General features: G+C 65.7%; 21 protein-coding genes. 9 read left to right on the plus strand and 12 right to left on the minus strand.

All coding sequences use genetic code 11. The features are described from left to right. Positions 1-34: 34 nt before the first annotated feature. From AB4Y36_RS16830 to AB4Y36_RS16845, 4 genes are all read right to left on the minus strand, one after another. A complete protein-coding gene (locus AB4Y36_RS16830) occupies positions 35-955 on the minus strand; it encodes a LysR substrate-binding domain-containing protein (protein WP_368683615.1) in 921 nt (306 codons plus the stop codon). An 81-nt stretch (positions 956-1,036) separates the two neighbouring features. Then, positions 1,037-2,179, minus strand: a complete 1,143-nt coding sequence (locus tag AB4Y36_RS16835) for a porin (protein WP_368605117.1) — start codon at positions 2,177-2,179, stop codon at positions 1,037-1,039. Positions 2,180-2,261: 82 nt separating this feature from the next. Further along, on the minus strand, positions 2,262-3,302 hold the full coding sequence (locus AB4Y36_RS16840; RefSeq protein WP_342949420.1) for an ABC transporter substrate-binding protein: 1,041 nt from the start codon (positions 3,300-3,302) through the stop codon (positions 2,262-2,264). 83 nt (positions 3,303-3,385) lie between these two features. Then, positions 3,386-4,516 carry a mandelate racemase/muconate lactonizing enzyme family protein gene (locus AB4Y36_RS16845; protein WP_368683616.1) on the minus strand — a complete coding sequence of 377 codons (1,131 nt, stop codon included), beginning with the start codon at positions 4,514-4,516 and terminating at the stop codon, positions 3,386-3,388. 250 nt (positions 4,517-4,766) lie between these two features. Here AB4Y36_RS16845 and AB4Y36_RS16850 point away from each other — a divergent pair, with 250 nt between their 5' ends. Then, positions 4,767-6,221 carry a PLP-dependent aminotransferase family protein gene (locus AB4Y36_RS16850; protein WP_368683617.1) on the plus strand — a complete coding sequence of 485 codons (1,455 nt, stop codon included), beginning with the start codon at positions 4,767-4,769 and terminating at the stop codon, positions 6,219-6,221. A 27-nt stretch (positions 6,222-6,248) separates the two neighbouring features. Here AB4Y36_RS16850 and AB4Y36_RS16855 read toward each other — a convergent pair whose 3' ends face one another. Further along, positions 6,249-7,175, minus strand: a complete 927-nt coding sequence (locus AB4Y36_RS16855) for a carbon-nitrogen hydrolase family protein (RefSeq protein ID WP_368683618.1) — start codon at positions 7,173-7,175, stop codon at positions 6,249-6,251. Between the two features lie 78 nt (positions 7,176-7,253). Between AB4Y36_RS16855 and AB4Y36_RS16860 the strand changes: the two genes are divergently transcribed. Together AB4Y36_RS16860 and AB4Y36_RS16865 are read left to right on the plus strand one after the other, a co-directional pair. After that, on the plus strand, positions 7,254-8,165 hold the full coding sequence (locus AB4Y36_RS16860; RefSeq protein WP_368619195.1) for a LysR family transcriptional regulator: 912 nt from the start codon (positions 7,254-7,256) through the stop codon (positions 8,163-8,165). Between the two features lie 117 nt (positions 8,166-8,282). Then, on the plus strand, positions 8,283-9,392 hold the full coding sequence (locus tag AB4Y36_RS16865) for an aromatic ring-hydroxylating dioxygenase subunit alpha (RefSeq protein WP_069267053.1): 1,110 nt from the start codon (positions 8,283-8,285) through the stop codon (positions 9,390-9,392). Between the two features lie 38 nt (positions 9,393-9,430). On the opposite strand, the gene AB4Y36_RS16870 is transcribed toward AB4Y36_RS16865, so the two are convergent. The 6 genes from AB4Y36_RS16870 to AB4Y36_RS16895 all read right to left on the minus strand — a co-directional run bounded on the left by AB4Y36_RS16870 (position 9,431) and on the right by AB4Y36_RS16895 (position 15,183). Then, positions 9,431-9,838 carry a DUF1801 domain-containing protein gene (locus AB4Y36_RS16870; RefSeq protein WP_368619196.1) on the minus strand — a complete coding sequence of 136 codons (408 nt, stop codon included), beginning with the start codon at positions 9,836-9,838 and terminating at the stop codon, positions 9,431-9,433. 102 nt (positions 9,839-9,940) lie between these two features. After that, positions 9,941-11,404: a CHASE2 domain-containing protein gene (locus AB4Y36_RS16875; RefSeq protein ID WP_368683619.1), complete on the minus strand. Its 1,464-nt coding sequence runs from the start codon at positions 11,402-11,404 to the stop codon at positions 9,941-9,943. A gap of 42 nt (positions 11,405-11,446) precedes the next feature. Next, a complete protein-coding gene (locus tag AB4Y36_RS16880; protein WP_368683620.1) occupies positions 11,447-12,061 on the minus strand; it encodes an OmpA family protein in 615 nt (204 codons plus the stop codon). Next, entirely contained in the window at positions 12,058-12,414 is a 357-nt protein-coding gene (locus AB4Y36_RS16885) for a FecR domain-containing protein (protein WP_368610206.1), read from the minus strand. The genes AB4Y36_RS16880 and AB4Y36_RS16885 overlap by 4 nt, the downstream gene beginning before the upstream one ends. Before the next feature lie 289 nt (positions 12,415-12,703). Beyond that, positions 12,704-14,011 (minus strand): MFS transporter, encoded by a 1,308-nt coding sequence (locus AB4Y36_RS16890; protein WP_368683621.1) that lies wholly within the window; start codon positions 14,009-14,011, stop codon positions 12,704-12,706. Positions 14,012-14,100: 89 nt separating this feature from the next. Next, a complete protein-coding gene (locus AB4Y36_RS16895) occupies positions 14,101-15,183 on the minus strand; it encodes a tartrate dehydrogenase (RefSeq protein ID WP_368683622.1) in 1,083 nt (360 codons plus the stop codon). 110 nt (positions 15,184-15,293) lie between these two features. Here AB4Y36_RS16895 and AB4Y36_RS16900 point away from each other — a divergent pair, with 110 nt between their 5' ends. After that, positions 15,294-16,232, plus strand: a complete 939-nt coding sequence (locus AB4Y36_RS16900) for a LysR family transcriptional regulator (RefSeq protein ID WP_368683730.1) — start codon at positions 15,294-15,296, stop codon at positions 16,230-16,232. Positions 16,233-16,239: 7 nt separating this feature from the next. Here the strand turns inward: AB4Y36_RS16900 and AB4Y36_RS16905 are convergent, their stop codons facing one another. Next, the gene (locus AB4Y36_RS16905) at positions 16,240-17,724 is read right to left on the minus strand and encodes a PLP-dependent aminotransferase family protein (protein ID WP_368683623.1); all 1,485 of its coding nucleotides are present in this window, start codon (positions 17,722-17,724) and stop codon (positions 16,240-16,242) included. A 122-nt stretch (positions 17,725-17,846) separates the two neighbouring features. On the opposite strand from AB4Y36_RS16905, the gene AB4Y36_RS16910 reads away from it, so the two are divergent. The 5 genes from AB4Y36_RS16910 (at position 17,847) to AB4Y36_RS16930 (ending at position 22,842) form a co-directional block, all read left to right on the plus strand. After that, positions 17,847-18,485, plus strand: a complete 639-nt coding sequence (locus AB4Y36_RS16910) for an FMN-binding negative transcriptional regulator (RefSeq protein ID WP_368683624.1) — start codon at positions 17,847-17,849, stop codon at positions 18,483-18,485. A gap of 29 nt (positions 18,486-18,514) precedes the next feature. Continuing rightward, on the plus strand, positions 18,515-18,868 hold the full coding sequence (locus AB4Y36_RS16915) for a cupin domain-containing protein (RefSeq protein ID WP_368683625.1): 354 nt from the start codon (positions 18,515-18,517) through the stop codon (positions 18,866-18,868). A gap of 163 nt (positions 18,869-19,031) precedes the next feature. Next, entirely contained in the window at positions 19,032-19,952 is a 921-nt protein-coding gene (locus AB4Y36_RS16920; RefSeq protein ID WP_368683626.1) for an SMP-30/gluconolactonase/LRE family protein, read from the plus strand. Continuing rightward, complete coding sequence (locus AB4Y36_RS16925) at positions 19,949-21,496, plus strand: UxaA family hydrolase (protein WP_368683627.1); 1,548 nt, start codon at positions 19,949-19,951, stop codon at positions 21,494-21,496. Before AB4Y36_RS16920 ends, AB4Y36_RS16925 begins: the two co-directional genes overlap by 4 nt. Positions 21,497-21,567: 71 nt before the next feature. Next, positions 21,568-22,842 (plus strand): MFS transporter, encoded by a 1,275-nt coding sequence (locus AB4Y36_RS16930; protein ID WP_069266969.1) that lies wholly within the window; start codon positions 21,568-21,570, stop codon positions 22,840-22,842.

Consider the following 22,842-nt stretch of genomic DNA (forward strand, 5'->3'; position numbering starts at 1 on the left):
GACGCGGGTGCGTGACGCGAGTCATGCACCCGCGCTAGCGTTGCTGGCTGCCCTGTTCGCTGTGGTAGCCGACCAGCCAGTCGCTGAAGTTGCGCACGCGTAGTGTCTCTTGCACTTCGGGACGCACGTCGAGCCAGTATCCCGAAGGTCCCACCACTTCCACTTCGCTCAGTTGCACGAGCGTGCCGTTCTCCAGTTCGGGCGCGATCATGTGCCGGTCGGCAACGGCGATGCCCAGACCTGCCACCGCCGCGTGGATCACTTGATCGAGCGTGCTGAACTCCAGTTCTCCGCGCGGCGCCATCTGCACGTCGAGCGCCGCGGCTTCGAGCCATGCTTCCCAGACCAGCAGGCGCCGGTCGATGTCGAGGATATAGAGCCACGGACGCTGCGCGAGGATCTCGCGCAACGCGTCCTGATCGGCGGCGGGCTGGCTGAACTCGCGCGCCGAGCCGACCAGCACGTGGCGCTCGCGCATGAGCAGCGTGCTCTGGCCGCCCGGCAGCGGTTCCATGCCGAAGCGGATCTGGCAATCTTCGTTGCGCTCGGTGCCGTGCAGCGGCCCGTATTCGTTGGTGATGGAGATGCGCAAGTCGGGGTGGCGCACCTGGAAGTCGCGCAGGCGCGGCGTGAGCCAGCGCGTGGCGAGCGTGGGCGCGGCGTTCAGACTGAGCAGGCTGTTCGACGGGTCGGCGCGAATCGTGTCGAGCGTATGGGCGATGCTGTCGAACGCGGCCTGCAGCGTAGGCAGAAGACGCTTGCCCGCGGCCGTGATTTCGAGCCGGTGATGATGCCGCATGAAGAGCGGCGTGCCGAGATAGTCTTCGAGCAGGCGAATCTGGCGGCTGATCGCCCCCTGGGTCACGTGCAGGTTCTGCGCTGCCCGGGTGAAGCTGAGCGTGCGGCTCGCCTCCTCGAATGAACGCAGTGCCGATAAAGAGGGTAGGCGGCGCATGCAAGCCTCGCGATGCAGAAGCGCCGGCGCATTGTCGTTCGCGCCGGCGCATTTTCGGTGATAAGGACAGCGTGGAAAACGTTAGAACGCGTGCGTGATGCCCACGCGGGCGACGGCCTGGTTGTCGGTGCCCGAGGGGTTGAAGCCCGTGATCTGCGCGTTGTCCGCCGAGCCCGCCGCGTGCTGGTACACGCCCATCGCATAGAGCGAGGTGCGCCTTGACAGCGCGTACTGGCCGATCAGGTTGACCTGGTGATACTTCGGCGATTTGTCGGTGGCGTGGTCCTGGCCCACCGTGTAGGTGTAGCCCGCGCCCACGACGAACGCGGGCGTCACGGCATAGGTACCCGCCACTTCGAAGTTCTGGAAGTGCAGGTCGCCGCTGCCGGTGGCCGAGGCGAAGTCTACGTTCGAGTAGTTCGTCATCAGCTTGAGGCTGCCGATCACATACGACGCGCCGGCCGAGAGGATGCCCTGATAGCGTGCGTTGGCGAGCGCGTCGCCGAAAATCGAGTTCACGAAGCTGCCGCCGCTGCCATAACCGGCCACCGCCGTGATCGGATCGTTCACGCGCAGGTAGCCGACGCCCGCGCTGAAGGAGGCGAGCGTGTAGGCCGCTGCCGCGCTATACGAGGCGTTCTTCGAGAACTGGCCCGCCTGGCCGCCGAACGAATAGTGGCCTTCGAACTGGAAGCCGGCGAGCACCGGGCTCACGTATTTCACGGCGTTGTTGACCGGGAACCCGTTGTCGAGGTTGTCCATGTCGTTCGGGTGTGCGAAATACCAGCCGCCGTAGTTGCCATTGAGCGAATACGGCTCGATCAGATCGACGGTGGCGTCCCATTGCTTGCCGAAGGTGATCTGGCCGTATTGGTCCGACTTGAAGCCGACATACGCGTTGCGCGAAAACGCGAGACCGCCGCCCAGACCGCCCGTCGCCGCGTTGAAGCCGCTTTCGAGCCGGAAGATCGCGGCGTAGCCGCCGCCCAGGTCTTCGGTGCCGCGCAGACCCCAGCGACTGCCGGCGGGCACGCCGCTTTGCATCTGTACGAGCTTGCTGCCGGTGCCCGGCACGAGCTGGCCGTTCGCGCCGTTCGCCACATTGCTGGCGTAGTCCACGCCGAGATCGATGAGGCCGTACAGCGTCACGCTGCTTTGGGCGTGCGCGCCCGCTGCGGCCAGCGCCAGCGCCAGCGGCAGCGCCGCGAGAATCTTCTTATTCATTTAAGTCTCCTTATCATGGAGCCGCGTTGCGCGGCCCGGCTTTTCTCGTTGGAATCGTTTTATCTCGTGGAGCGCGTCGCGCTTACGCGCCAAGCGACTTCTGCACCTTCTGCGCGACATCGGCGGGCACCCAGGTCTTCCACATTTCGGGGTGCTGCTTGAGGAACTTGAGCGCTTCGTCCTGGGCATCGACCTTATGCTCGGTCATGTCGAGAATCGTCGTGTTCAGGAAGTCGATGGGGAAGTTCACTTTCGAGAAGAACGCCATCACGTCGGGCTCGGCTTGATAGAACGGCGTCGAAACGCCGATCTTCAACTGCGAGACCAGATACGACGAGGCGCATGGCTGTGCGCTGTTGGCATCGCGCAGCGTCTTCCAGCACGCTTCGTTGAACGGGGGCATCTTGAGCTGAACGAACTTGTACTTCGCCATCAGGGCGGCCGGCTCCCAGTAGTAAGTGAGAATCGGCTTGCCGCGCGCGTAGGCCGAGGAGATAGCCGCGTCGAGCGCCGCGCCCGTGCCGGGGCGGAAGTTCGTGTAGGTGTCGTCGAGCTTGAGCAGCTTGAGCAGGCGCGTATTCACGCGTTCGCAGTCCCAGCCCGAGGGGCAATTGAGGAAGCGGCCGCGATCCGGTTCCTCGTCATCGACGAAAAGGCCTTTGTATTTGGGCAGATCGCTCACGGACTGAAGGTCGGGCGCGCTCGCCTTGATGCCGCGCTTCGCGTCACCGTGCACCACATAGTCGGGCACGTACCAGCCTTCCTTCGTGCCGCCCGGCAGCGTGTCGCCCACGAGCTTGACCGAACCCGCCTTGACCGCGCCGGCGATGATCTCCGAGCGGCCCGTCCATTGCTCGGACCAGATCTGCAGGTCGTTGCGCGAGAGCGCCGTTTCGGTGGCCGCTGTGCTGCCCGGCACCGTGTCCGTCTGGCAGCTATAGCCGTTCTTGAGGATGTAGCGCAGCACTTCGCTCGTGAAGTTGCCGCTTTCCCATGTGACGCCAGCAAAGCGCACGGGTTTGCCCGCGCTGCACCAGGTGCCTGCGGCGTGCGCCGGCAACGCGGCGAGGGCGAGCGGGGCCGCCAGGCAGGCTGCGCGCAAGAGGGTGGTGAAGCGTTTCATTGTGTGTCTCCGTTTTATTGAAATGTTTCGGAATGCTTTAGATGGGGCTGGCATCCGGTTCGTTGCTGCGGCCCAAAGAGGTTTCAGTCGTAACGGCTGTCGTGTGCGCGTGTCGCGGCGAGCATGGCTTCGTCGAGTTCGATGCCAAGTCCTGGCGCATCGCTTAGCTCGATCCAGCCATTCACGTCGATGTCGATCACGCGCTTGATCGGGAAGTCGCGCCGCGCCGGCGTCCATTCAGGCGGGTCGTACGGAAACTCGACGAACGGTGCGTGCGCAGCGCCTGCCACGACATGCAGGTTCGCCGCGAGGCCAATGCCGTTGCCCCACGTATGCGGCGTGAACACCTTGCCGTGCGCCTCGATTTGCGCCGCGAGCCGCCGCGCGCCTTCCATGCCGAGCGTGCAGACGACATCGGGTTGATAGACGTCGAGGCAGTCGTGCGCGAGGAGCGCTGCGAACTCGTGCGCGTCGCGTGTCATCTCGCCGCCTGCGATCCGCACGGGCGTTTGCTTGCGCAACTGCGCGTGGCCCGCGTAGTCGCCGCGATGCAGCGGTTCCTCGACCCAGTACACGCGATGCTTTTCGATCTGGCGAATCACGGCGAGCGCTTCGTCGGCGCGCCACGGCGCCTGGGTGTCCCACGGCATGCGCCAGCCCTGGTTGCAATCCACCATCAGTTCGATGTTCTCGCCTGCGGCTTCGCGCACGGCGGCGAGCGCGGCGAGATCGTCGGCGAGGGTCGGGCGGCCGAAGCGCACCTTGAGCGCCGGGAAGCCGCGGGCGACGGCATGCTCGGCCCACTGCGCCATGCCGTCGAGCGTGCGATGCACGCCCGAGGACGCATAGGCGCGCACGCGTTTCGATCGGCCGCCGGCCATTTGCCAGCACGGCTCGCCGCGAATCTTCCCGGCGAGGTCCCAGAGCGCGACGTCGAGAGGCCAGAGGCGTCCCGCGTGGAAGCTGAGGTTCTCGAGCACTGCCGAGTGCCGCGCGAGATCGAGCGGGTCGGCGCCGATGAAGAGATCCCGGTAGTCGTCAAAGCCGTACATCGCGTCGCCGGAGCCGATGCCAACGCGGCCTTCGCTGTCTTCCACGCGCACGATCGTCGCCGGGAAGGCGCGCCGCGGGCGGCTGTCCCACGAGGCGGGGAACGGCGGGTCGAGCGGCAGCCGGTGCTGGCTCATGGTGAGGCGTGCGATGCGATTCGTCATGGCGCGTGGGGCGCCGCCTTGGGCGCGCAGCATTGCGTGGCTTACGTCTGAAGCTACGCATGCGGCGCGCCGTGGGGCGGGCGATTGTCTCCTTGGCCTTGTCAGGCGTTACGGCATCCTAGAGGGTCAATTTCGTGCACTCAATGAAGTCAATTGAAGTAAATGACAGCCTTCATTTCCGCGGATTGGGCGCGATAATGACGCAGCCGTCGCGCCGTGCCGCGGCGTGCTGATCTCCTTCGGGAAAACCATGAATGGCTGGATGCCCACGCTCTCGCGCAGCAGCGAACCCAAGTACCGGGCGATCGCCCAGGCCTATTCACAGGCCATTCACGGCGGCCAGATGCTGCCCGGAGAAAAGCTGCCCGCGCACCGGCTGCTCGCGAAGAAGCTCAGCGTGACAACCGGCACGGTAAGCCGTGCTTATGCCGAGCTGGAGCGCGGCGGTCTCGTGGTGGCGCGCGTGGGCGACGGCACCTATGTGGCAGAGCCCGACGCCGACGGGGAGCGCGTCCAGGACCGCACGCGCCCCGCGCCCGCATCTAGCGGGCGGGCCGCCGCCGCGCAGGTCACGCCGGGTGCGCTGGGCGTCCATGCGCCGGGACGCCTGATCGATCTCGGTCAGAACGTGCCGATGCCGACCGACGAAGCCTTCCTGTTGACACAGACCTTGCGCGAGCTGGCCACCGACGAGCGCCTCGCGGGCGAACTGCTGCTTTATCAGCCCGAAGGCGGGCGCCGCTCGCACCGCGAGGCGGGTGCGCGCTGGCTCGCGCGCATGGGCTGCACGGTGGCTGCAGAGCGTGTGCTGGTGACGCAGGGCGCGCAGCACGGACTTGCCTGTGTGTTGCGCGCGGTGCTGCGGCCAGGCGACACGATCTTCGCCGAGGCGTTGAGCTATCCGGGCGTCGTCGCGCTCGCGCGGCAGTTGCGGCTCAATCTCGTCGGCATCGAAATCGACGAAGAGGGCATCGTCCCCGCCGCGCTCGAGCGCGCGTGCGGGCTGCTCGCCCCGCGCGCGCTCTTTTGCGTGCCGACGCTGCACAACCCGACCACGGCGACGCTCTCCGAAGCGCGCCGCGCGCAGATCGCCGAGATCGCGGTGCGCCATCACCTCGTCGTGATCGAGGACCTCGTGCCCGCCGCGTTGCTCGACGCGCCGCCCACCCCGCTCGCCGCGCGGCTGCCCGAGCACGGCATCGTCATCAGCAGTCTCTCGAAGGCGGTTGCGCCGGGCCTGCGCGTGGGCTATGTGCAGGCGCCGCAGGACTGGGTCGGCAAGATCCTCGCGGTGATACGCAGCGACTGCTGGATGACGTCGCCGCTCGCAGCAGAGATCGCGGCGCGCTGGATCGTGGATGGCGAGGTCGATCGGCTCGTCGCGCAGCAGCGCGCGCAGGTGGACGCGCGCCATGCGATCGCCGCCGAAGTGCTGGCGGACTGGACGTATCGCACCGATCCGGCGAGCCCGCATCTCTGGCTGCCGCTCGCCGAGCCCTGGCGCGCCGCCGAATTTTCCGCGGCGCTGCGTCAGGCCGGCGTGCTCGCGAAAACGGCGGACAGCTTCGTGATCGGCCGCGGGTCGGCGCCGCACGCGGTGCGCCTGAGCCTCGGCGGCGCGCGCAGCCACGAGGCCCTGCGAGAAGGGCTGGAACTGCTGGCGCGCACGCTGCGCAACGGGCCGGAAGGGCTTTATTCGGCCTGACGGCGCGCCTTTCGCTTCCGCGCGGCGTTACTCCGCGATGAACGAGACCGTGCGCTTGCGCCGTTCGTCGACCGAAAGCGCGAACACATCGGGCCGTGCGTAGTGACCCACCACATCGAAATCGTAGCGGGCGCGCGTGAGTTCGTCGGTATCGATCTCCGCGACGATGAGCCCGGTTTCACCGCGCAGCGGGCCGGCCAGCACATCGCCGAGCGGCCCGACGATCAGGCTGCCGCCGTTGATGAGCGGCCGGTTCTCGTCCCAGCCCGGCACTTCGACGCCGAGCGCCGCGGGCGAAGGCTGCACCTGGCACGCGCTGATCACGAAGCAGCGTCCTTCGTGCGCGATATGGCGCATGGAGCATTGCCAGATGTCGCGCTCATCCACGGTGGGCGCGCACCAGATCTGCACGCCCTTCGCGTACATCGCCGTGCGCAACAGCGGCATGTGGTTTTCCCAGCAGATGGCCGTGCCCGCGACGCCTGATTCCGTGCGAACGGTCGGCAGCGTCGAGCCGTCGCCCTGCCCCCAGATGAGCCGTTCCGTGCCCGTCGGCATGAGCTTGCGGTGCTTCGCCACGAGCCCCTCACCCGGATTGAAGAACAGCGCGGTGCAAAAGAGCGTGCTGCCGTCGCGCTCGATCACGCCGATCACGAGCGATGCGCCGCAACGCGTCGAAAGCTCCGCGAGCGCTTCGGTTTCCGCGCCGGGCACGTCGACCGCATTTTCGTAGTAGCGCGCGAATGCCTCGCGGCCTTCGGGCAATCGGTAGCCGAGGCGCGTGCCGAATATTTCTCCCTTCGGGTAGCCGCCGAGCAACGCCTCGGGCATGACGACGAGCTTCGCGCCCGAGGCGCGGATCTGCGCTTCGAACGAGAGAATCTGTTCCAGCGTGTTCGCTTTGCCGGCGGCGGACGAACCGATCTGCAGCGCGGCGACTTTCGACTTGGCCATGATGGCTCCCAGGGGTTGGACTGCCCACATCTTTCCACGGCGATAAAATCGCGAGAACGTATATCGATACTATGAGATATGAACCAGTTTGATATCGCCGGCGTGGACCTGAATCTGCTGAAGATATTCGAGGCGCTGTTCGAAGAGGGCGGGGCGAGCCGCGCCGCGATTCGCCTCGACATGACGCAGTCGGCCGTGAGCGCGGCGCTCAGGCGTCTGCGCGCGCTCTATGCGGACACGCTCTTCGTGCGCACCGGCCGCGGGCTCGCGCCGACCTCGCGTGCGCAGGAGCTCAAGCCCGTGATCAGCGAAGCGCTCGACCGTTGCCGCCATAGCCTCGCGATCGCCTCGCCCGATGCCACCACGTTTCACGGTCGCGCGGTTTCCATCGGGCTTTCGGACGACTTCGAAGTCGCTTTCGGCCGGCGCATCATCGAAACGCTGGAAACCAGCGCGCCGGGTCTGCGCATCATCTTTCGCCAGACGCACAGTCAGATCGTCGCCGATGCGCTTGCCAATCAGGACATGGATCTGGCCGTCGCGGCGGGCGGCTTCGCTTCGCGCGGGCTGAGTCACCGGGTGCTCGGCGAGGGCAGCTATGCGTGCCTCGTGGACGACGCACCGCGCACGCCGCGGCGTTTGACGCTGAGCGACTACGTGTCGAGAGGGCACATCCTGGTGTCGTCGGGCGGCGTCGTCGGGATCGTCGACGAAGGGCTCGCCGCGCGGGGCCTGAAGCGCAATGTCGTGGCCTCGACGACGCATTTCGCCGCGTTGCCCTTTCTGCTCAAGGGCACGCGCAGCGTCGCCACGATTCCGCGCCACGCGGCCGAGGCGATCGCGCGCGTGACGGGCCTGAAGCTGCTCGAGTGTCCGATCGATCTGCCGCGCTATCCCGTGGAGCTCGGGTGGCGCAACAGTTCGCTGCGCGACGCCGCCATCGTCAAGGTCCAGGCGGCCATCATCGCGTGCTTTCCGGCAAAACACTGATCGACACGCATGCGCCATTCGCGTTGAATGGGCGGGCACGAGATTTGCGTCGACGTACCGATTTCCCGGAACGACGATAACGACCATATCGACGGACTCGACAAGGAGTTTCTCCGCATGCGCGCAATGCCTTTCCCCGACGGCTATACGATCGAGTCACATTTGCAGGAACCGCGCGACCTGCGCCGAGTGCCCATTCATCCCGATCACTGGTATCCGCTTGCCTGGTCGCGCGAACTCAAGCCCGGCAAGACGCTGGGCACGCATTTCGCCGGCGAGCCCATCGTGCTCTTTCGCACCGCGTCCGGCGCGGTGCACGCGCTCGAAGACCGCTGCGCGCATCGCCAGGTGCCGCTGCATGCGGGCGTGGTGGAGGGCGAGTCGCTTCGCTGCGGCTACCACGGCTGGACCTACGATTGTTCGGGCCAATGCGTGGACGTGCCTTACCTCGGCAGGGAGCGCCTGCCCAACGGCGTGCGCGCCTATCCGTGCCGCGAGGCGCACGGCATGATCTTCGTCTTTCCCGGCAACGCCACGCTCGCCGAAGCAACGCCGCTGCCCGTGCTGGATTCGGTCACGGACAAGGCATACAAGACGCGCCGCTTCGGGCAGGAGGTGAAGTGCCACTACTCGTTCATGCACGAGAATCTGATGGACATGAATCACCAGTTTCTGCACCGCCGCCAGATGGGCCAGATGCGGGCGCGTTCGCTTGGCCGGCGGCGTGGCGAGAACTCCATCGAAGTGGACTACACGTTCGCGCGCATGGCGGGCAAGCAGCCCGCAGGCGAGGCGCTCGTGTTTGGCGCGAGCAAGAACCGCGCGGACCCGAGCGATCAGAGCGTGATGACGATCCGCACGGAATATCCGTATCAAACGCTGAAAATACGCTCGGGCGACGACTCGCTCCTGATGGACCTGTGGATCGTTTATGTGCCGCTCGACGCACGGCAGCGCACGAACCGGACTTTTGGACTCCTTTCGATCCGCCGGCCCGCCATTCCCTTCCTGCTCGATGCGGCGTGGCCGCTGCTGGTCTGGTTCACGGAGCGCATCTTCAAGGAAGACCGCACCATCGTCGAACTCGAACAGGCCGCGCACGACAACCAGGGCGCGGACTGGAATCACGAAGTGTTTCCCGTCATCAACGAATTGCGCGACCTGCTGCGCGATTGCGGCGCGCGCACCGTGATTCCCATTCGCGAGATGATCGAGGCCGACGCCTGAGGCGAAGGTGCTGTGACGCGCGCCGCCTCCCGCTAGCGTCAGGCCGTTCTGCGGGCGCGCGGTTTGGCAGGCGCCTTTTTCTTCGCGTTGCCCTGGTTGAATTCGATCGCCGCGCGAATGAGCGCTGTGAGCGCGCGTTTGTCGACCTTGTCGCCCTCGAGCCAGTCGATGGCGCGTCGCGCGTTGCCGTCGAGCCCGGCGTTGAACAGCTGCTTCGGGTCGGGCAGACTCGCGCCGTACAGGAACGTAAGCTTCACCTTGCCCTTGTGCGCGTTGCCCACGGCGATCATGCCGTCCCGATACCACACGGGGCTGCCCATGTATTTCCATTCCTCGACGATCGCCGGGTCGGCTGCGAGAACGGCCTCGCGCATCGCGACGAAGGTTTCGCGGCGCCAGTCGGTGAGTTCCGCGATCAGCTGGTCAATCCGTTCCGATGGGGTCATTCGCGCTCCGTGCTTGCATGACTTCCTGTTGTCGGGCAATCAGGATCGTAATGTAGCACCGAGGTTGCCAGGTCGAAGCCATGCAGGCAACCGAAGCAATCGTTAAGTGTTGGTCGTCGCGCTCGAACCGGGCGTCTTGGCGGAGGTGGATGCGTTGTGCGCTTCCGGCTCCATGAGGGAGATGGTGAAGAAGCTGCCCATGACCGCGGAAAGAATGATGAAGATCGATGCGGCATCGACGAGGAAGCCGAAATAACGGAATACGAGGAAGCAAATCGAAAGCGTCAACAAGTTAAGCGTAAGACCGATGATCGCGGAGGCCTTCGGCACGGCGCGCATGAAGACGGCAAGCCGCGAATCGTTGCGCGGCACATACCAGATGAAGAACAGGCCGAGCGCGAGGATGAAAACCGTCTCACACCAGATCAGCCAGTCCGGGCGCTGCAGGAATCTGCCCTCGAAAATCGTTTCGATGACCTGCGCCTGAATCTCGATGCCGGGCACCAGTTCGCCTAACGCCGTTGTGCGCATGTCGGTCAAGCCCGTGCCGGTGAGGCCGACGAGAATCAGCTTGTTGCGGATACGGCTCGCATCGACCGCGCCTTGCAAAACGTCGCGTGCGGAAACATAACGCTGCTGCGTACGCGCAATCGAGGCGAAATGCAGCCAGATATCGCCGTCGGGCTGCGTGGGCACCCGCACATCCGCCACGCCCACGCCTCGCACGCCGGATGGGCCCGCGAACACCTCGATGGCTGGCGAGCCGGTGGCCACGCGCAGTATCTCGATGGGCAGGCTCGGCACAAGTTTGTCGCCAAGACCCAGCACGAGCGGAATGCGCCGTACCGTGCCCTGTTCCTGTGCAACGTTGAGCATGGCCTGGCCGTGGGCGGCGCCCTGCAATTCGGGGAGGCTCGCGAGCACGTAATTGAAGCGGTGAACGTTCGCGAGGGGGTCCGGGCCGTGCACGAGCACGGGGGCGCTCAGGATGTCGGTGCGCGTCGTGGAGGTCGCGTAGTCGAAGGCCGCTGCGCCGAGAATCGAAGGCGATGCGCGCAACGCCGTCGCGAGAATGCGCTCATGGCTGGGCAGCGCGCGCAGTTGCGTAGCGAGCGCGGCCTCCGAGGCGGGCAGGTTGTCGGCCACGATGCCAGGCGAGGTCTGGTCGGGCTCGGGCATGTAGATGTCGAGGCCGATCGCCAGCGGTCTGTTCGCCTCGATCGCATCGACGAGCCCGGCGAGGCGGTTGCGCGGCCAGGGCCATTGGCCGAAGGTTTCGAGCGTCTTGTCGTCGATCTCGACGATGGTCACCGGCTGCGTGGTTGGCACACGCGGAAAGCGGCGCTGGTAGTGGTCGAAAAGAAGCTGGCGTGCCGAGCCGAAGGTGTCGGGCAACACGGTATCGAGCGTGTCGAGCAAGGCCGGCCGCGCAATATCGCCGGGCCATTCGCTGCACAGGTTGATGAACAGAAGCGTCAAGAGCACCGCAAGCGCCCAGGGGCGCCCTTTGCGCGCCCGGATCATGCGCCTGAGGAAGGCGATGCATGAGTTGCGGTAGCGTTTCATGGTGGCATGGGATCGATGAAGCGCATCGCGGATCGATACGGATTACTGAACGGTGATGACCGCGCGACGGTTTGCCTGGTTGGGTACGCCGTCCGCGGTATGGACGAGCGGCTCGCGCTTGCCTCGGCCTGCAACTTCGATCTGCTGCGCGGGTATGCCTGACTTGACCAGAAACGACGCCACGCTTTGCGCCCGGCGCATGGAAAGCCGGTCGTTGAACTCCTGGGAGCCTGCCATATCGGTGTGGCCGACCACCGTGAGGTGAGGCGCGGGCCAGTTCGCCAATACCTTTTTCAACTCGGCGACGGTGGCCGCGGACTCGGGCGCAAGCTGCGTGGCGGAGTCGAATACGAAGTTGATCGTGAACGTTCGGGGCCTGGGCGGCTCTGCGGCCAGCAGGTCGCCGTACTGGGCATCCACCGCGGCTTTGTTGCCGGTGGTTTGCTCGATCGCACCGCCTTTCGAAACATCGGCGCGCGTGTAGGCCTTATTGATGACCTGCGTCTTGCCGCCGTTATGCACGATCACGTTGCCGACGCTGCCGTCCGGGTTGGGCAGGAGCGTGATCTTGTCGGGCGTGCTGCACGCGCAGAGGCACGCGCACAGCGTGAGCGCCATGCATTGCGGCAGGCAGTGAGCGGCGTTCGTCGTCTTCAATGGTCGGTCTCCCCGCTTCCTCCCACCTCGATGATGAACTCCGTGCCGCGTACGCCGAGTGTGGTGGTGGGCGTGCTGTAGCGCACGGCTTCCGGATTGGCCTTTGCGAGCTTGCCGTCGACCACGGCGAGCGAGCCGCGCTTGATGCTCACGTCGAGCGCGCCGTCGTAGGTGGTGGTGTCGAATGCGAACTTGTTGAGATCGAGAACGGAGTTGGCGCCCTCGGTCAGCAGCGTGTTGTCGCGCAGGGTGATGCCGACGGAAGACGCGGGGCCGGTCAGGACGCGGTCGCTCGCGAACACCTCGCTGCCGACCGCGACGCCGACCGGCTGACTCGCACGCTCGATATGCACCGAGCCTTTGATCGTCTTGACTATGCCAATTGCATCGGCCGCGTGCGCATCGAAGGCTGGCGGGCACCCGCAGGCGAGAAGCAAGGCATATTGGATGGCTTGGCTACGCACTGGCGATACCGTTTTGCGAAACGAACGTGGGGGCTCGCGCCGGGTCTCTCGGGCACCCGGCGAGGATAGTGACTCCGCGCGGCCTGCTCCGTGCGCTAGCGCACATAGTGCAAGCGCACTCAACGTGCGCCAGAATCGGCAAAACTCGGCCGATGCCCGCGCAAGGGCCTGCCTGCTTTCAGTGATCGTGCCTTACCTGCGCCATCACCGGCTGGCTCGCCTTGCGGCTCAGCATCAACGTCACGACCGCGGAAAGCGCGAGCGTCGCGCCAACGACGTACAAGCCCGCGGCATAACTCCCGGTCTGGGTTTTCAGCCATCCGATCACGGCGGGCCCGACGAACCCGCCGAGATTGCCGATCGAATTGATCATGGCGATGCCCGCTGCGGCCCCGGCGCCGGAGAGGAACATGCTGGGCATGGCCCAGAGCGGCGCCTTGGCGGCGCTGATGCCGACATTGACCACCACGAGCGCCAGCACGATCATCAGCGCGGTGCTGGCCTGCCCCGCGAAGAGGAAGCCCACGCATGCCAGGACGCAGGGAATCACGACGTGCCAGGTGCGCTCTGCGGTGCGGTCGGAGTGCCGCGCCCAGAGAATCATGGCGACGACCGCCACGATGCTCGGAATCGCGTTCAGCAGCCCGGTTTCGAGCGCGCTGAAGCCATATTGCCGGATGATGAGCGGCGCCCACAGACCCAGCGTGTACAGGCCGGCCGAGGTGCCGAAGTAGATCAGCGCGAGCGCCAGCACGCGCGGGTCGCGCAGGGCGCTCAGCGCCCCGGCTGTGTGGCCTGCGTGGCCTTCGCGCGTTCTCGCTTCGTCGGCGAGCTTCGCCATGAGCCAGTCGCGTTCTTGCGGCTTCAGCCAGTGTGCTTTCGAAGGCGCATCGGTGAGAACTTTCAGGACCACGAAACCGAGCAGCACAGCGGGAACCGCTTCGATCACGTAGAGCAGCTGCCAGTTGGCGAGCCCGAACAGGGTCGGCAATTGCATGAGCGCGCCGGAAATCGGCGAACCGAGCGCCGTCGAAATCGGCGCCGCCGCCATGAACCACGCCGCGGCTGCCGCGCGTTGCTTCGTCGGGAACCAGAGGCTCAGGTAAAGGATGATGCCGGGGAAAAAGCCCGCTTCCGCTACGCCGAGCAAAAAGCGCAGCGCATAGAAACTGGTGGGGCCGGTCACAAAGGCGGACGCCGCCGAAACGATGCCCCACGTGACCATGACGCGCGCGATCCAGATGCGCGCGCCGACGCGGTGCAAGATGAGATTCGAAGGCACTTCGAACAGAAAGTAGCCGATGAAGAAGAGGCCGCCGCCGAGGCCGAACGCCGTGGGCGAGAGGCCGATCGCCTTGTTCATCGTCATTGCCGCGAAGCCCACGTTGACCCGGTCGAGAAAGCTCACGAAATAGAGCAGCATGACGAACGGGATGATGCGCCACATGAGCTTGCGCGTGACGATTGCTTCGGTATCCGAATTCACGTGTCTCCTCCCTGGAGGGTTCGGCGGGGGCATGCGGGTATTTTTGGTGTCACGCCCCCGTGTCTGCTTTTTTAACGGCGCGCTAGCGCTCAGGCAGCGACGGCCGCCTTCTCGACGAGTTCGCACACCGCGGCCGTGACCTGCGCGGTGGTCGCCTTGCCGCCCAGGTCGCCGGTGTGCAGCGCGGGGTTCGCGGTCACGGTCTCGATGGCCTGCAGCACATGAGCGGCGGCTTCGGTCTCGCCGAGGTGCTCGAGCAGCATCACGACCGACCAGAACGTGCCGATCGGATTCGCCAGCCCCTTGCCCATGATGTCGAAGGCCGAACCGTGGATCGGCTCGAACATCGACGGATAACGCCGCTCGGGATCGATGTTGCCGGTCGGCGCAATGCCCAGGCTGCCCGCAAGCGCGGCGGCGAGGTCGCTGAGAATATCCGCGTGCAGGTTGGTCGCGACGATCGTATCGAGCGAAGCCGGGCGGTTGACCATGCGCGCCGTGGCGGCGTCCACCAGTTCCTTGTCCCACTTCACGTCCGGGAACTCCTTCGAGATCTGTTGCGCGATCTCGTCCCACATCACCATGGCATGGCGTTGCGCGTTGCTTTTGGTGATGACCGTGAGCAGCTTTCGGGGGCGCGACTGCGCGAGGCGGAACGCGAAGCGCAGGATGCGCTCGACCCCGGCGCGCGTGAGAATCGAGACATCGGTCGCGGCTTCGAGCGGATGCCCCTGGTGCACGCGGCCGCCCACGCCCGAATATTCGCCTTCGGAGTTCTCGCGCACGATCACCCAGTTCAGGTCTTCGGGCTTGCAGCGCTTCAGAGGCGCGTCGATGCCGGGCAGGATGCGCGTCGGGCGCACGTTCGCGTACTGGTCGAGGCCCTGGCAGATCTTCAGGCGCAGGCCCCAGAGCGTGATGTGGTCGGGCACGTCGGGGTCGCCCGCGGAACCGAACAGAATGGCGTCCTTGTTGCGGATGGCATCGAGCCCGTCGGCCGGCATCATCACGCCGTGCTGGCGGTAGTAGTCGGCGCCCCAGTCGAAGTTTTCGAATTCGAACGCGAAGCGCTGCGTGGTTTTCGCAAGCGCTTCCAGCACTTCCTTGCCCGCGGGCACGACTTCCTTGCCGATGCCGTCGCCGGGAATGGTCGCGATGCGATAGGTCTTCATGTCTCGTTCCTGTGAAGTGAGGCCAGTGTGGGTTCACTTTACCGAACTCCCGGTTCAAAAACCGGTGCTAGACTCAAAGCATCCTTAACTTGAATTCACAAGTGGCGACCGTGACCGACACCGTTCTACCCGCCGATCTGGGCTTTTTCTCGACGCTCGCCTCCTCGGGCAGCCTGAGCGCCGCCGCGCGCGAACTGGGCCTCACGCCCGCCGCCGTGAGCAAGCGGCTCGCGCAAATGGAGGAGCGCGCCGGGGTGCCGCTCGTGAACCGCACGACCCGCCGCATGATGCTGACGCCAGAAGGCGAGGTGTACCTGGAGCACGCGCGCCGCATTCTCGACGAGATCGACGAGCTGGGCGAGCTGCTGGGCGGCTCGAAGAAGCATCCCAAGGGCTTGCTGCGCGTGAACGCGACGCTCGGCTTTGGGCGCAGCCATATCGGGCCCGCGCTTTCGCGTTTCGTCGCGCAGTATCCACAGGTTTCCGTGCAGCTTCAGCTTTCGGTCATGCCGCCGCCGCTCACGGAAGATTCATACGATGTCTGCATCCGCTTCGGCGAGCCGCCCGATACGCGCGTGATCGCGCGGCGTCTCGCAGCGAACCGGCGTTTGCTCTGCGCTTCGCCCGCCTATCTCGCGAGCCGGGGCACGCCCGCCACGCCGCACGACCTCGTGAAGCACAACTGCATCAGCATTCGCCAGGGCGACGAAGCCTATGGCGTGTGGCGGCTTTCGCACGAGCGCGGCAATGCGCGGAAATCGGAAGCCGTCAGGATCAATGGCAATCTCACGACCAACGACGGCGAGATTGCCGTGAAGTGGGCGCTGGACGGGCATGGCATTTTGATGCGCGCGGAATGGGACATCAACGAGTATCTGGCGGACGGGCGGCTCGTGGTCGTGCTGCCCGAGTATGAAACGCCCGGTGCGGATATCTACGCCGTGTATGCGCAGCGGCACCAGTTGTCCACGCGCATTCGGGCTTTCGTCGACTTCCTCGCTATCGAATTGAGCAAGTCGCAGCGATATGCAGTACCCCGAAGCGCTTAGCCATGCCTTATTTCGCCGCCGCGGCAATAACAGCAGCCAGGCGCTCCGCGGCCGCTTTCATTTGCGCGCTGATAAAGCCGCCAAAACCCAGGATGAGCCCTGGGCGTGCGGTGCCCGCGGCGAACATCGGCGACGCTGCGCGCACCGCGATACCCTCGTTCGCTGCAAGCCGCACGATCTCGTGATCGTCCAGCCTCGCGGCGAGCCAGAGCACGAGATGCATGCCCTGATCGCCGGGCTCGATCCACGCCAGTTCACGGGGCAAAAGCGCTTCGAGCGTTTCGATCAGGCTGAGCCGCTGCTCGGCATAGACGTTGCGCACCTTGCGGACGTGTCGCTCGAGGTGCCCCTCGGTCATAAAGGCGGCGAGCACGTGTTGATCGGCCGTTGGCGGATGGCGGTCCATGAGCACGCGCGCGCCGCAGAACGCATCTACGAGGCTGGGCGGCACGACGACGTAGCCAAGCCGCAGTGACGGAAACAGGATCTTGCTGAAGGTGCCGAGATACACCACGCGATCCGGCGCGAGGCCCTGCAGCGCCGGAAACGGAGAGCCCTCGTAGCGCAGTTCGCTGTCGTAGTCGTCTTCGACGACCCAGCCATGGGTCGAGCGCGCCCAGGCGAGCAACGCCGCGCGCCGCGCCATGCTCAGCGGCATGCCGAGCGGATATTGATGCGAAGGCGTGACGAACGCCACGCGCGCCTTCGGAGCCATGCGAATGCCGGCCTCGACGTCGAGACCCTCGGCGTCCACGGGCACGCGCACCATGGCGTCGCGGTAGGGCAGGCTTTCGAGGATGGCGGTGACGCCACGATAGGCCGGGTTCTCGACCCACGCCTGGTCGCGCGGCCCCAGCAGCACCTGGCTTGCGAGAAAGAGCCCCTGCTGGGTGCCGCTCGTCACGATGACCTGATCCGCTTCGCAGCGCACCGAGCGGGACTTGCGCACATAATCGGCAACCGCTTCGCGCAGCGCCAGTGCGCCCAGCGGGTCGGCATAGCCGGTCGGCGAGGCGGGGCCCCGCGCGCGCAGGCGGTTGCCGAGCCGGCGCCAGACGTCGCCGGGGGCGGTCATACCCGTTGGCACCGATATGGCGAATGGTACTGGAGGAAGCGGTTTGAACTCGCGTCCGATCCTGGTGAACGCTTCGGCGCGCTCCGGCAACCCGGCTTGCGCCGCCTGCGATGAAGCCACGCGGGGCTCGCGCGCGGGCGGCTCCGCCAGTGCGAGCGCCACGCGGGTACCTGCCCCGGCTTTCGATTCAAGAAAGCCTTCGGCTATCAGCTGTTCGTAGGCCTCGACCACCGTACCGCGCGCGACTCGGAGCGAAGCGGCGAGCGCGCGCGTGGAAGGCAGCGCATCGGCGGGCCGCAGATCGCCTTTGCGCACCGCTTCGCGCAGCGCCTCGGCCACCTGGCGGCTGAGGTTGCCGGCCTCCCGGTCCAGCGTGCCGAACGATGGCATCTCTGCGGCCTGCGCGGTTCTCGGCATGATTCTGGTTCACTGAAGTATGAATAAACTGGATCTATAGAATAAACCACTTTTGCGGCAGACTCGGGTCTGTGGCGGCATCGGCCGCGCTAGCCCACCACCTTACGAGCAGGGACAAACGCATGTACGTACCAGCCCATTTCGCCGAAAACCGCAAGGACGTTCTGCACGATTGCATCGCCCAACATCCGTTCGGCACGTTGGTCACGCAGGGCAAAAGCGGGCTCGATGCGAATCACATCCCCTTTGAACTCGCGGCGGGCGAGGGCGAGTTGGGCGTGCTGCGTGCGCACGTCGCGCGGGCCAACCCGGTTTGGCAGGACGTGGCGAACGGCGACGACGTGCTCGTGATCTTCCGCGCGGGCGACGCGTATATTTCACCGAACTGGTATCCGAGCAAGCACGAGGCGCACAAGCAGGTGCCGACCTGGAATTACGTCGTGGTCCATGCTCACGGGCGCATCAAGATTCTCGACGACGAGCGCTACGTGCGCGGCGTGATTGGCCGCCTGACGCGCACGCACGAAGCCACGCAGCCCAAGCCCTGGAAGATGGCCGATGCGCCCAAGGACTACACAGACACGCTCGTCAAGGCGATCGTCGGCTTGGAGATCGAGATCACGCGTCTGGTCGGCAAGAGCAAGCTCAGCCAGAACAAGGAAGAGCGCGATATTCGCGGCGCGGGCGACGCGCTCAAATCGAGCGGCGAGTCGCGCATCGCCGACGCCATGCTTGCCGCTGCCGACGCGAAGGCGCAATAACGCGCACCCGCGCACACGAGGGCACCGTCATGGCAAACGACCCTTCGCTCGCGCCTGGGTTCTCAGGCATCGATTCAGCGAGCCTGCCATGGGTGCCCTCCCGCTTCGCGCCCGGCGTGGAGGTCAAGAACCTCGGCAAGGCAGACGGCCGCGCGATGCAACTGGTCCGGTTCGCTGCAGGGGCAACGTTCCCTGATCACCGCCATACGGGCCCCGAGTTCATCTACGTACTCGAAGGCGAGGCCGTGCAAAACGGCCGGCGGCTCCCTGCGGGATACGTGGGCATTGCCGAACGGGGCACCGTCGACGCGGGATTTCATAGCGACACGGGCTGCGTGTTCCTGCTCGTTTACGACCTGGACCAGGTGTTCGACAAAACCTGATTGCCACACAGGCTCGCGGGTAAACACGGGTAAACCACATTCCAGGCGCTTGAAGAAAATCTTCACAGGCCTATTCAACTAGTATTTAATAAACCGGCGCGGCAGTGAGCGATCGGTCACGCGCGTCGCCGTGACCTGACCCTGACGGTACGAGGCCGGAACGATGAATCCCCACGAATACGAAATCCACGATGCGCGCTTTCGCATGCTGCTGCAGCCCAACGCGCAGTTCGAGAAGCCCGCGGGCGGCTGCATGTGGGCGGAAGGACCGGTGTGGTTTCCCGCCGGCGACTTTCTTGTCTGGAGCGACATTCCCAACAACCGGATGATGCGCTGGGTGCCCGGCATCGGCACGGGCGTGTTCCGCGCGAACTCGAATTTCAGCAATGGCAACACGCTCGACCGCGAATGCCGGCTCGTGACCTGCGAGCACGGCACGCGACGCGTCACGCGCACGGAGCACGACGGGCGCATCACCGTCATTGCCGACCGCTACGAAGGTCATCGGCTGAATTCTCCCAACGACGTGATCGTGCATTCGGACGGCTCGATCTGGTTCACCGACCCCGACTACGGCATTCTCGGCGACTACGAGGGCTTTCGCGCGCCGAGCGAGATCGGCGCATGCCATGTGTATCGCGTGGCGCCCGATACGGGCGTGGTGCAGCGCGTGGCCGACGACTTCATGAAGCCCAACGGGCTCGCCTTCTCGCCCGATGAATTGCGGCTCTATGTGGCCGACTCGGGCGCGTCGCATATCGAGAACGGCCCGCATCACATCCGCGTATTCGACGTGGATCCGCACGGCGGGTTGCACAACGGCCGCATATTCGCGGACGTTTCGCCGGGCGTGCCGGACGGCATGCGCGTGGACGAGCATGGCAACGTCTGGACGAGCGCGGGCGACGGCATCCACTGCTATGCGCCCGATGGCACGCTGCTCGGCAAGATTCTCGTGCCGGAGACGGTCGCGAATCTCGTGTTCGGCGGCCCGAATCGCAATCGCCTATTCATTGCAGCCAGCACGTCGCTGTACTCGCTTTACGTTGGCGTGCGCGGCGCTGCTTACGGAGACCGGCTATGACACTTCTCGACTCCGCCTCGCTTTCGTCCGCGCTCATTCTCCTCGATCGGCGCGATGACGTTGCCATCGCGCGTGGGCAGTTGATGCCTGGCTCGGCACTCTATGGCAACCAAACGGTCGCGGGCATGATTCCGCCGGGCCACAAGGTCGCGCTGCGCGACATCGAGGCAGGAGAACCGGTGCGTCGCTACGGGCAGATCATCGGCTTTGCGAGCCGGCCGATTCGCTGCGGCGAACACGTGCATACGCAGAATCTCTCGATGGGCGATTTCGAGCGCGACTACGCCTTCGGCGTGGACGCGCACGACACGCCCGCGGCTGCGCAACCGGCCACGTTTCTCGGCATTCGGCGCGCGGATGGCCGCGTCGCGACGCGTAATTACATAGGCATCCTGACGTCTGTGAACTGCTCGGCCACGGTCGCGCGCGCGATTGCCGATCACTTTCGCCGCGACATCCATCCCGAAGCGCTGGAAGCGTTCCCCAACGTGGATGGCGTGGTGGCGCTCACGCACGGCGAAGGCTGTGCGCTAGCGGCCGAGGGCGAGCCGATCACGGTGTTGCGCCGCACGCTCGCGGGTTATGCGCGGCACCCCAACTTTTACGCCGTGCTGATCGTCGGGCTCGGCTGCGAGACGAATCAGATCGACGGTCTCGTGGAAGCGGAACAACTCGAGCGCAGTACGCGCCTCTCGACCATGACGATCCAGCAGACGGGCGGCACCGCGCGCACGGTGGCAGCGGGCATCGAACAGGTGCGTGCGCTGCTGGCCGATGCGAACCGCGTGACGCGCGAGCCGGTCGATGCGCGTCACCTCATGGTCGGCTTGCAGTGCGGCGGCTCGGACGGCTATTCCGGCATTTCCGCGAATCCGGCGCTCGGCGCGGCCGTGGACCGGCTCGTCATGCACGGCGGCACGGCGATCCTCTCCGAAACGCCCGAAATCTACGGCGCCGAGCATCTGCTCACCCGGCGCGCGGTGTCGCGCGAGGTGGGTGAAAAGCTGGTGGCGCGCATTCGCTGGTGGGAAGCGTATTGCGCGCGCATGGAAGCCAACATGAACAACAACCCGTCTGCCGGCAACAAGGCGGGCGGCCTCACGACCATTCTCGAAAAGTCGCTCGGCGCAGTGGCGAAAGGCGGGACGACGCGGCTCGTCGAAACCTACGAGTATGCGCAGCCCGTGCGCGCCCAGGGTCTCGTGTTCATGGATACGCCGGGCTACGACCCGGTGTCCGCCACAGGCCAGGTGGCGGGCGGCGCCAACCTGATCTGCTTCACGACGGGCCGCGGCTCGGCCTACGGCTGCGCGCCTTCGCCGTCGCTCAAACTCGGAACCAACAGCGCGCTGTGGCGACGCCAGGAAGAAGACATCGACCTGAACTGCGGCCGCATTCTGGACGGCGAGCAAAGCGTGGACGAGGCCGGTGCTGCGATCTTCGAGCTGATGCTCGCGACCGCCTCCGGGCAGCGCACGAAGAGCGAGCTGCACGGTTACGGCCAGAACGAATTCGTGCCCTGGCATCTGGGGGCGGTCATGTAGAGCGGGAGCGATTCGAACAGGCGCCGCCATTCACTGGACAGACGACGCCACATTCAGAAGGAGTGCTTTCGATGAAGGAAAAATCGCGCTGGCTGGTCATTTTCTTCTGTTTTCTGGCGATAGCGGTCAACTACATCGACCGCGCCAATCTCGCGGTAGCGGCGCCGCACATCATGAAGGACCTCGGCATTGGTCCTGCCGCCATGGGGCTGCTGCTCAGCGGCTTCTTCTGGACTTACGCCGTGATGCAACTGCCGTTTGGCTGGTTCGTCGACCGGGCCGGTGCGCGCATCGCATTGCCGTTCGCCGTGGGCTGGTGGTCGGTGTTCACCGCGGCCACCGCGGTGGCGGGCGGCTTCGCGGCGATGTTCGGCTGCCGGCTCATGCTCGGCGTGGGCGAGGCGGGGGCGTATCCGTCGTGCGCGAAGCTCGTGAGCCAATGGTTCTCGCGCGATGAACGCGCGCTCGCCACGAGCATCTTCGACAGCGGCTCGCGCGTGGGCTCCGCACTCTCGCTGCCGCTCGTGGCCGCCATCATGGCCGCGTGGGGCTGGAAGGCGTCGTTCGTGATTACCGGCGCGCTCGGGCTCGTGTGGATCCTGGGCTGGATCGTGATGTACCGGGAACCCGAGGCGCGGGCCGCACTCGACAAGCCGCGCGCCCCCGCGCCGGCCGCCGCCTCGATACGCTGGAGCGGCCTGTTCCGCTACCGCACCGTGTGGGGCATGATGCTCGGCTTCTTCTGCCTGAACTTCGTCATTTACTTCTTCATTACGTGGTTCCCGAGCTATCTCGTCGAGGCGCGCGGTTTCTCGCTCAAGTCGCTCGGTACGCTCGGCACCTTGCCCGCCATCGCCTCGATACCGGGCGGCTGGCTGGGCGGCTGGCTTTCCGATGCACTCGTGAAGCGCGGCTGGAGCCTGACGGCTGCGCGCAAGACGTGCATCGTCGGCGGCATGCTGCTTTCGTCCGTGATCACGCTGACCGGCGTTGTTCAGGATATCTATGTAATGCTCGCACTCTTCGCGATTGCTTATGGGAGCCTCGCGGCTGCGGCGGCCAGCATATGGTCGCTGCCTGCCGACGTCGCGCCCACGCCGCGGCATGTCGCTTCGCTGGCGGGCATTCAGAACTTCGCGTCGAATCTCGCAGGCATCGCGCTGACGACGTTTACCGGCGTGATGCTGCAGCTCACGCGCGGCTCGTTCACGATTCCGCTCGTGGTCGCCGGTGGGTTTTGCGTGCTCGGCGCGGTGAGCTATCTTGTGATTGTCGGACGCGTCGAGCCGCTTGAGGCTCCCGAGGCCAGCCGCGTCGACCAACCGGCTTACGCGCCGCGCACGTAA

The organism is Paraburkholderia sp. BR10936, from assembly GCF_040965735.1.
In the GTDB taxonomy this organism is placed as follows: Bacteria; Pseudomonadota; Gammaproteobacteria; order Burkholderiales; family Burkholderiaceae; genus Paraburkholderia; species Paraburkholderia nodosa_A.

Excerpts from the sequence above, each read along its gene's own strand:
- AB4Y36_RS16830 (WP_368683615.1), bottom strand. The coding sequence starts at position 955 with ATGCGCCGCCTACCCTCTTTATCGGCACTGCGTTCATTCGAGGAGGCG.
- AB4Y36_RS16835 (WP_368605117.1), bottom strand. The coding sequence starts at position 2,179 with ATGAATAAGAAGATTCTCGCGGCGCTGCCGCTGGCGCTGGCGCTGGCC.
- AB4Y36_RS16840 (WP_342949420.1), bottom strand. The coding sequence starts at position 3,302 with ATGAAACGCTTCACCACCCTCTTGCGCGCAGCCTGCCTGGCGGCCCCG.
- AB4Y36_RS16845 (WP_368683616.1), bottom strand. The coding sequence starts at position 4,516 with ATGACGAATCGCATCGCACGCCTCACCATGAGCCAGCACCGGCTGCCG.
- AB4Y36_RS16850 (WP_368683617.1), top strand. The coding sequence starts at position 4,767 with ATGAATGGCTGGATGCCCACGCTCTCGCGCAGCAGCGAACCCAAGTAC.
- AB4Y36_RS16855 (WP_368683618.1), bottom strand. The coding sequence starts at position 7,175 with ATGGCCAAGTCGAAAGTCGCCGCGCTGCAGATCGGTTCGTCCGCCGCC.
- AB4Y36_RS16860 (WP_368619195.1), top strand. The coding sequence starts at position 7,254 with ATGAACCAGTTTGATATCGCCGGCGTGGACCTGAATCTGCTGAAGATA.
- AB4Y36_RS16865 (WP_069267053.1), top strand. The coding sequence starts at position 8,283 with ATGCGCGCAATGCCTTTCCCCGACGGCTATACGATCGAGTCACATTTG.
- AB4Y36_RS16870 (WP_368619196.1), bottom strand. The coding sequence starts at position 9,838 with ATGACCCCATCGGAACGGATTGACCAGCTGATCGCGGAACTCACCGAC.
- AB4Y36_RS16875 (WP_368683619.1), bottom strand. The coding sequence starts at position 11,404 with ATGAAACGCTACCGCAACTCATGCATCGCCTTCCTCAGGCGCATGATC.
- AB4Y36_RS16895 (WP_368683622.1), bottom strand. The coding sequence starts at position 15,183 with ATGAAGACCTATCGCATCGCGACCATTCCCGGCGACGGCATCGGCAAG.
- AB4Y36_RS16905 (WP_368683623.1), bottom strand. The coding sequence starts at position 17,724 with ATGCCGAGAACCGCGCAGGCCGCAGAGATGCCATCGTTCGGCACGCTG.
- AB4Y36_RS16910 (WP_368683624.1), top strand. The coding sequence starts at position 17,847 with ATGTACGTACCAGCCCATTTCGCCGAAAACCGCAAGGACGTTCTGCAC.
- AB4Y36_RS16915 (WP_368683625.1), top strand. The coding sequence starts at position 18,515 with ATGGCAAACGACCCTTCGCTCGCGCCTGGGTTCTCAGGCATCGATTCA.
- AB4Y36_RS16920 (WP_368683626.1), top strand. The coding sequence starts at position 19,032 with ATGAATCCCCACGAATACGAAATCCACGATGCGCGCTTTCGCATGCTG.
- AB4Y36_RS16925 (WP_368683627.1), top strand. The coding sequence starts at position 19,949 with ATGACACTTCTCGACTCCGCCTCGCTTTCGTCCGCGCTCATTCTCCTC.
- AB4Y36_RS16930 (WP_069266969.1), top strand. The coding sequence starts at position 21,568 with ATGAAGGAAAAATCGCGCTGGCTGGTCATTTTCTTCTGTTTTCTGGCG.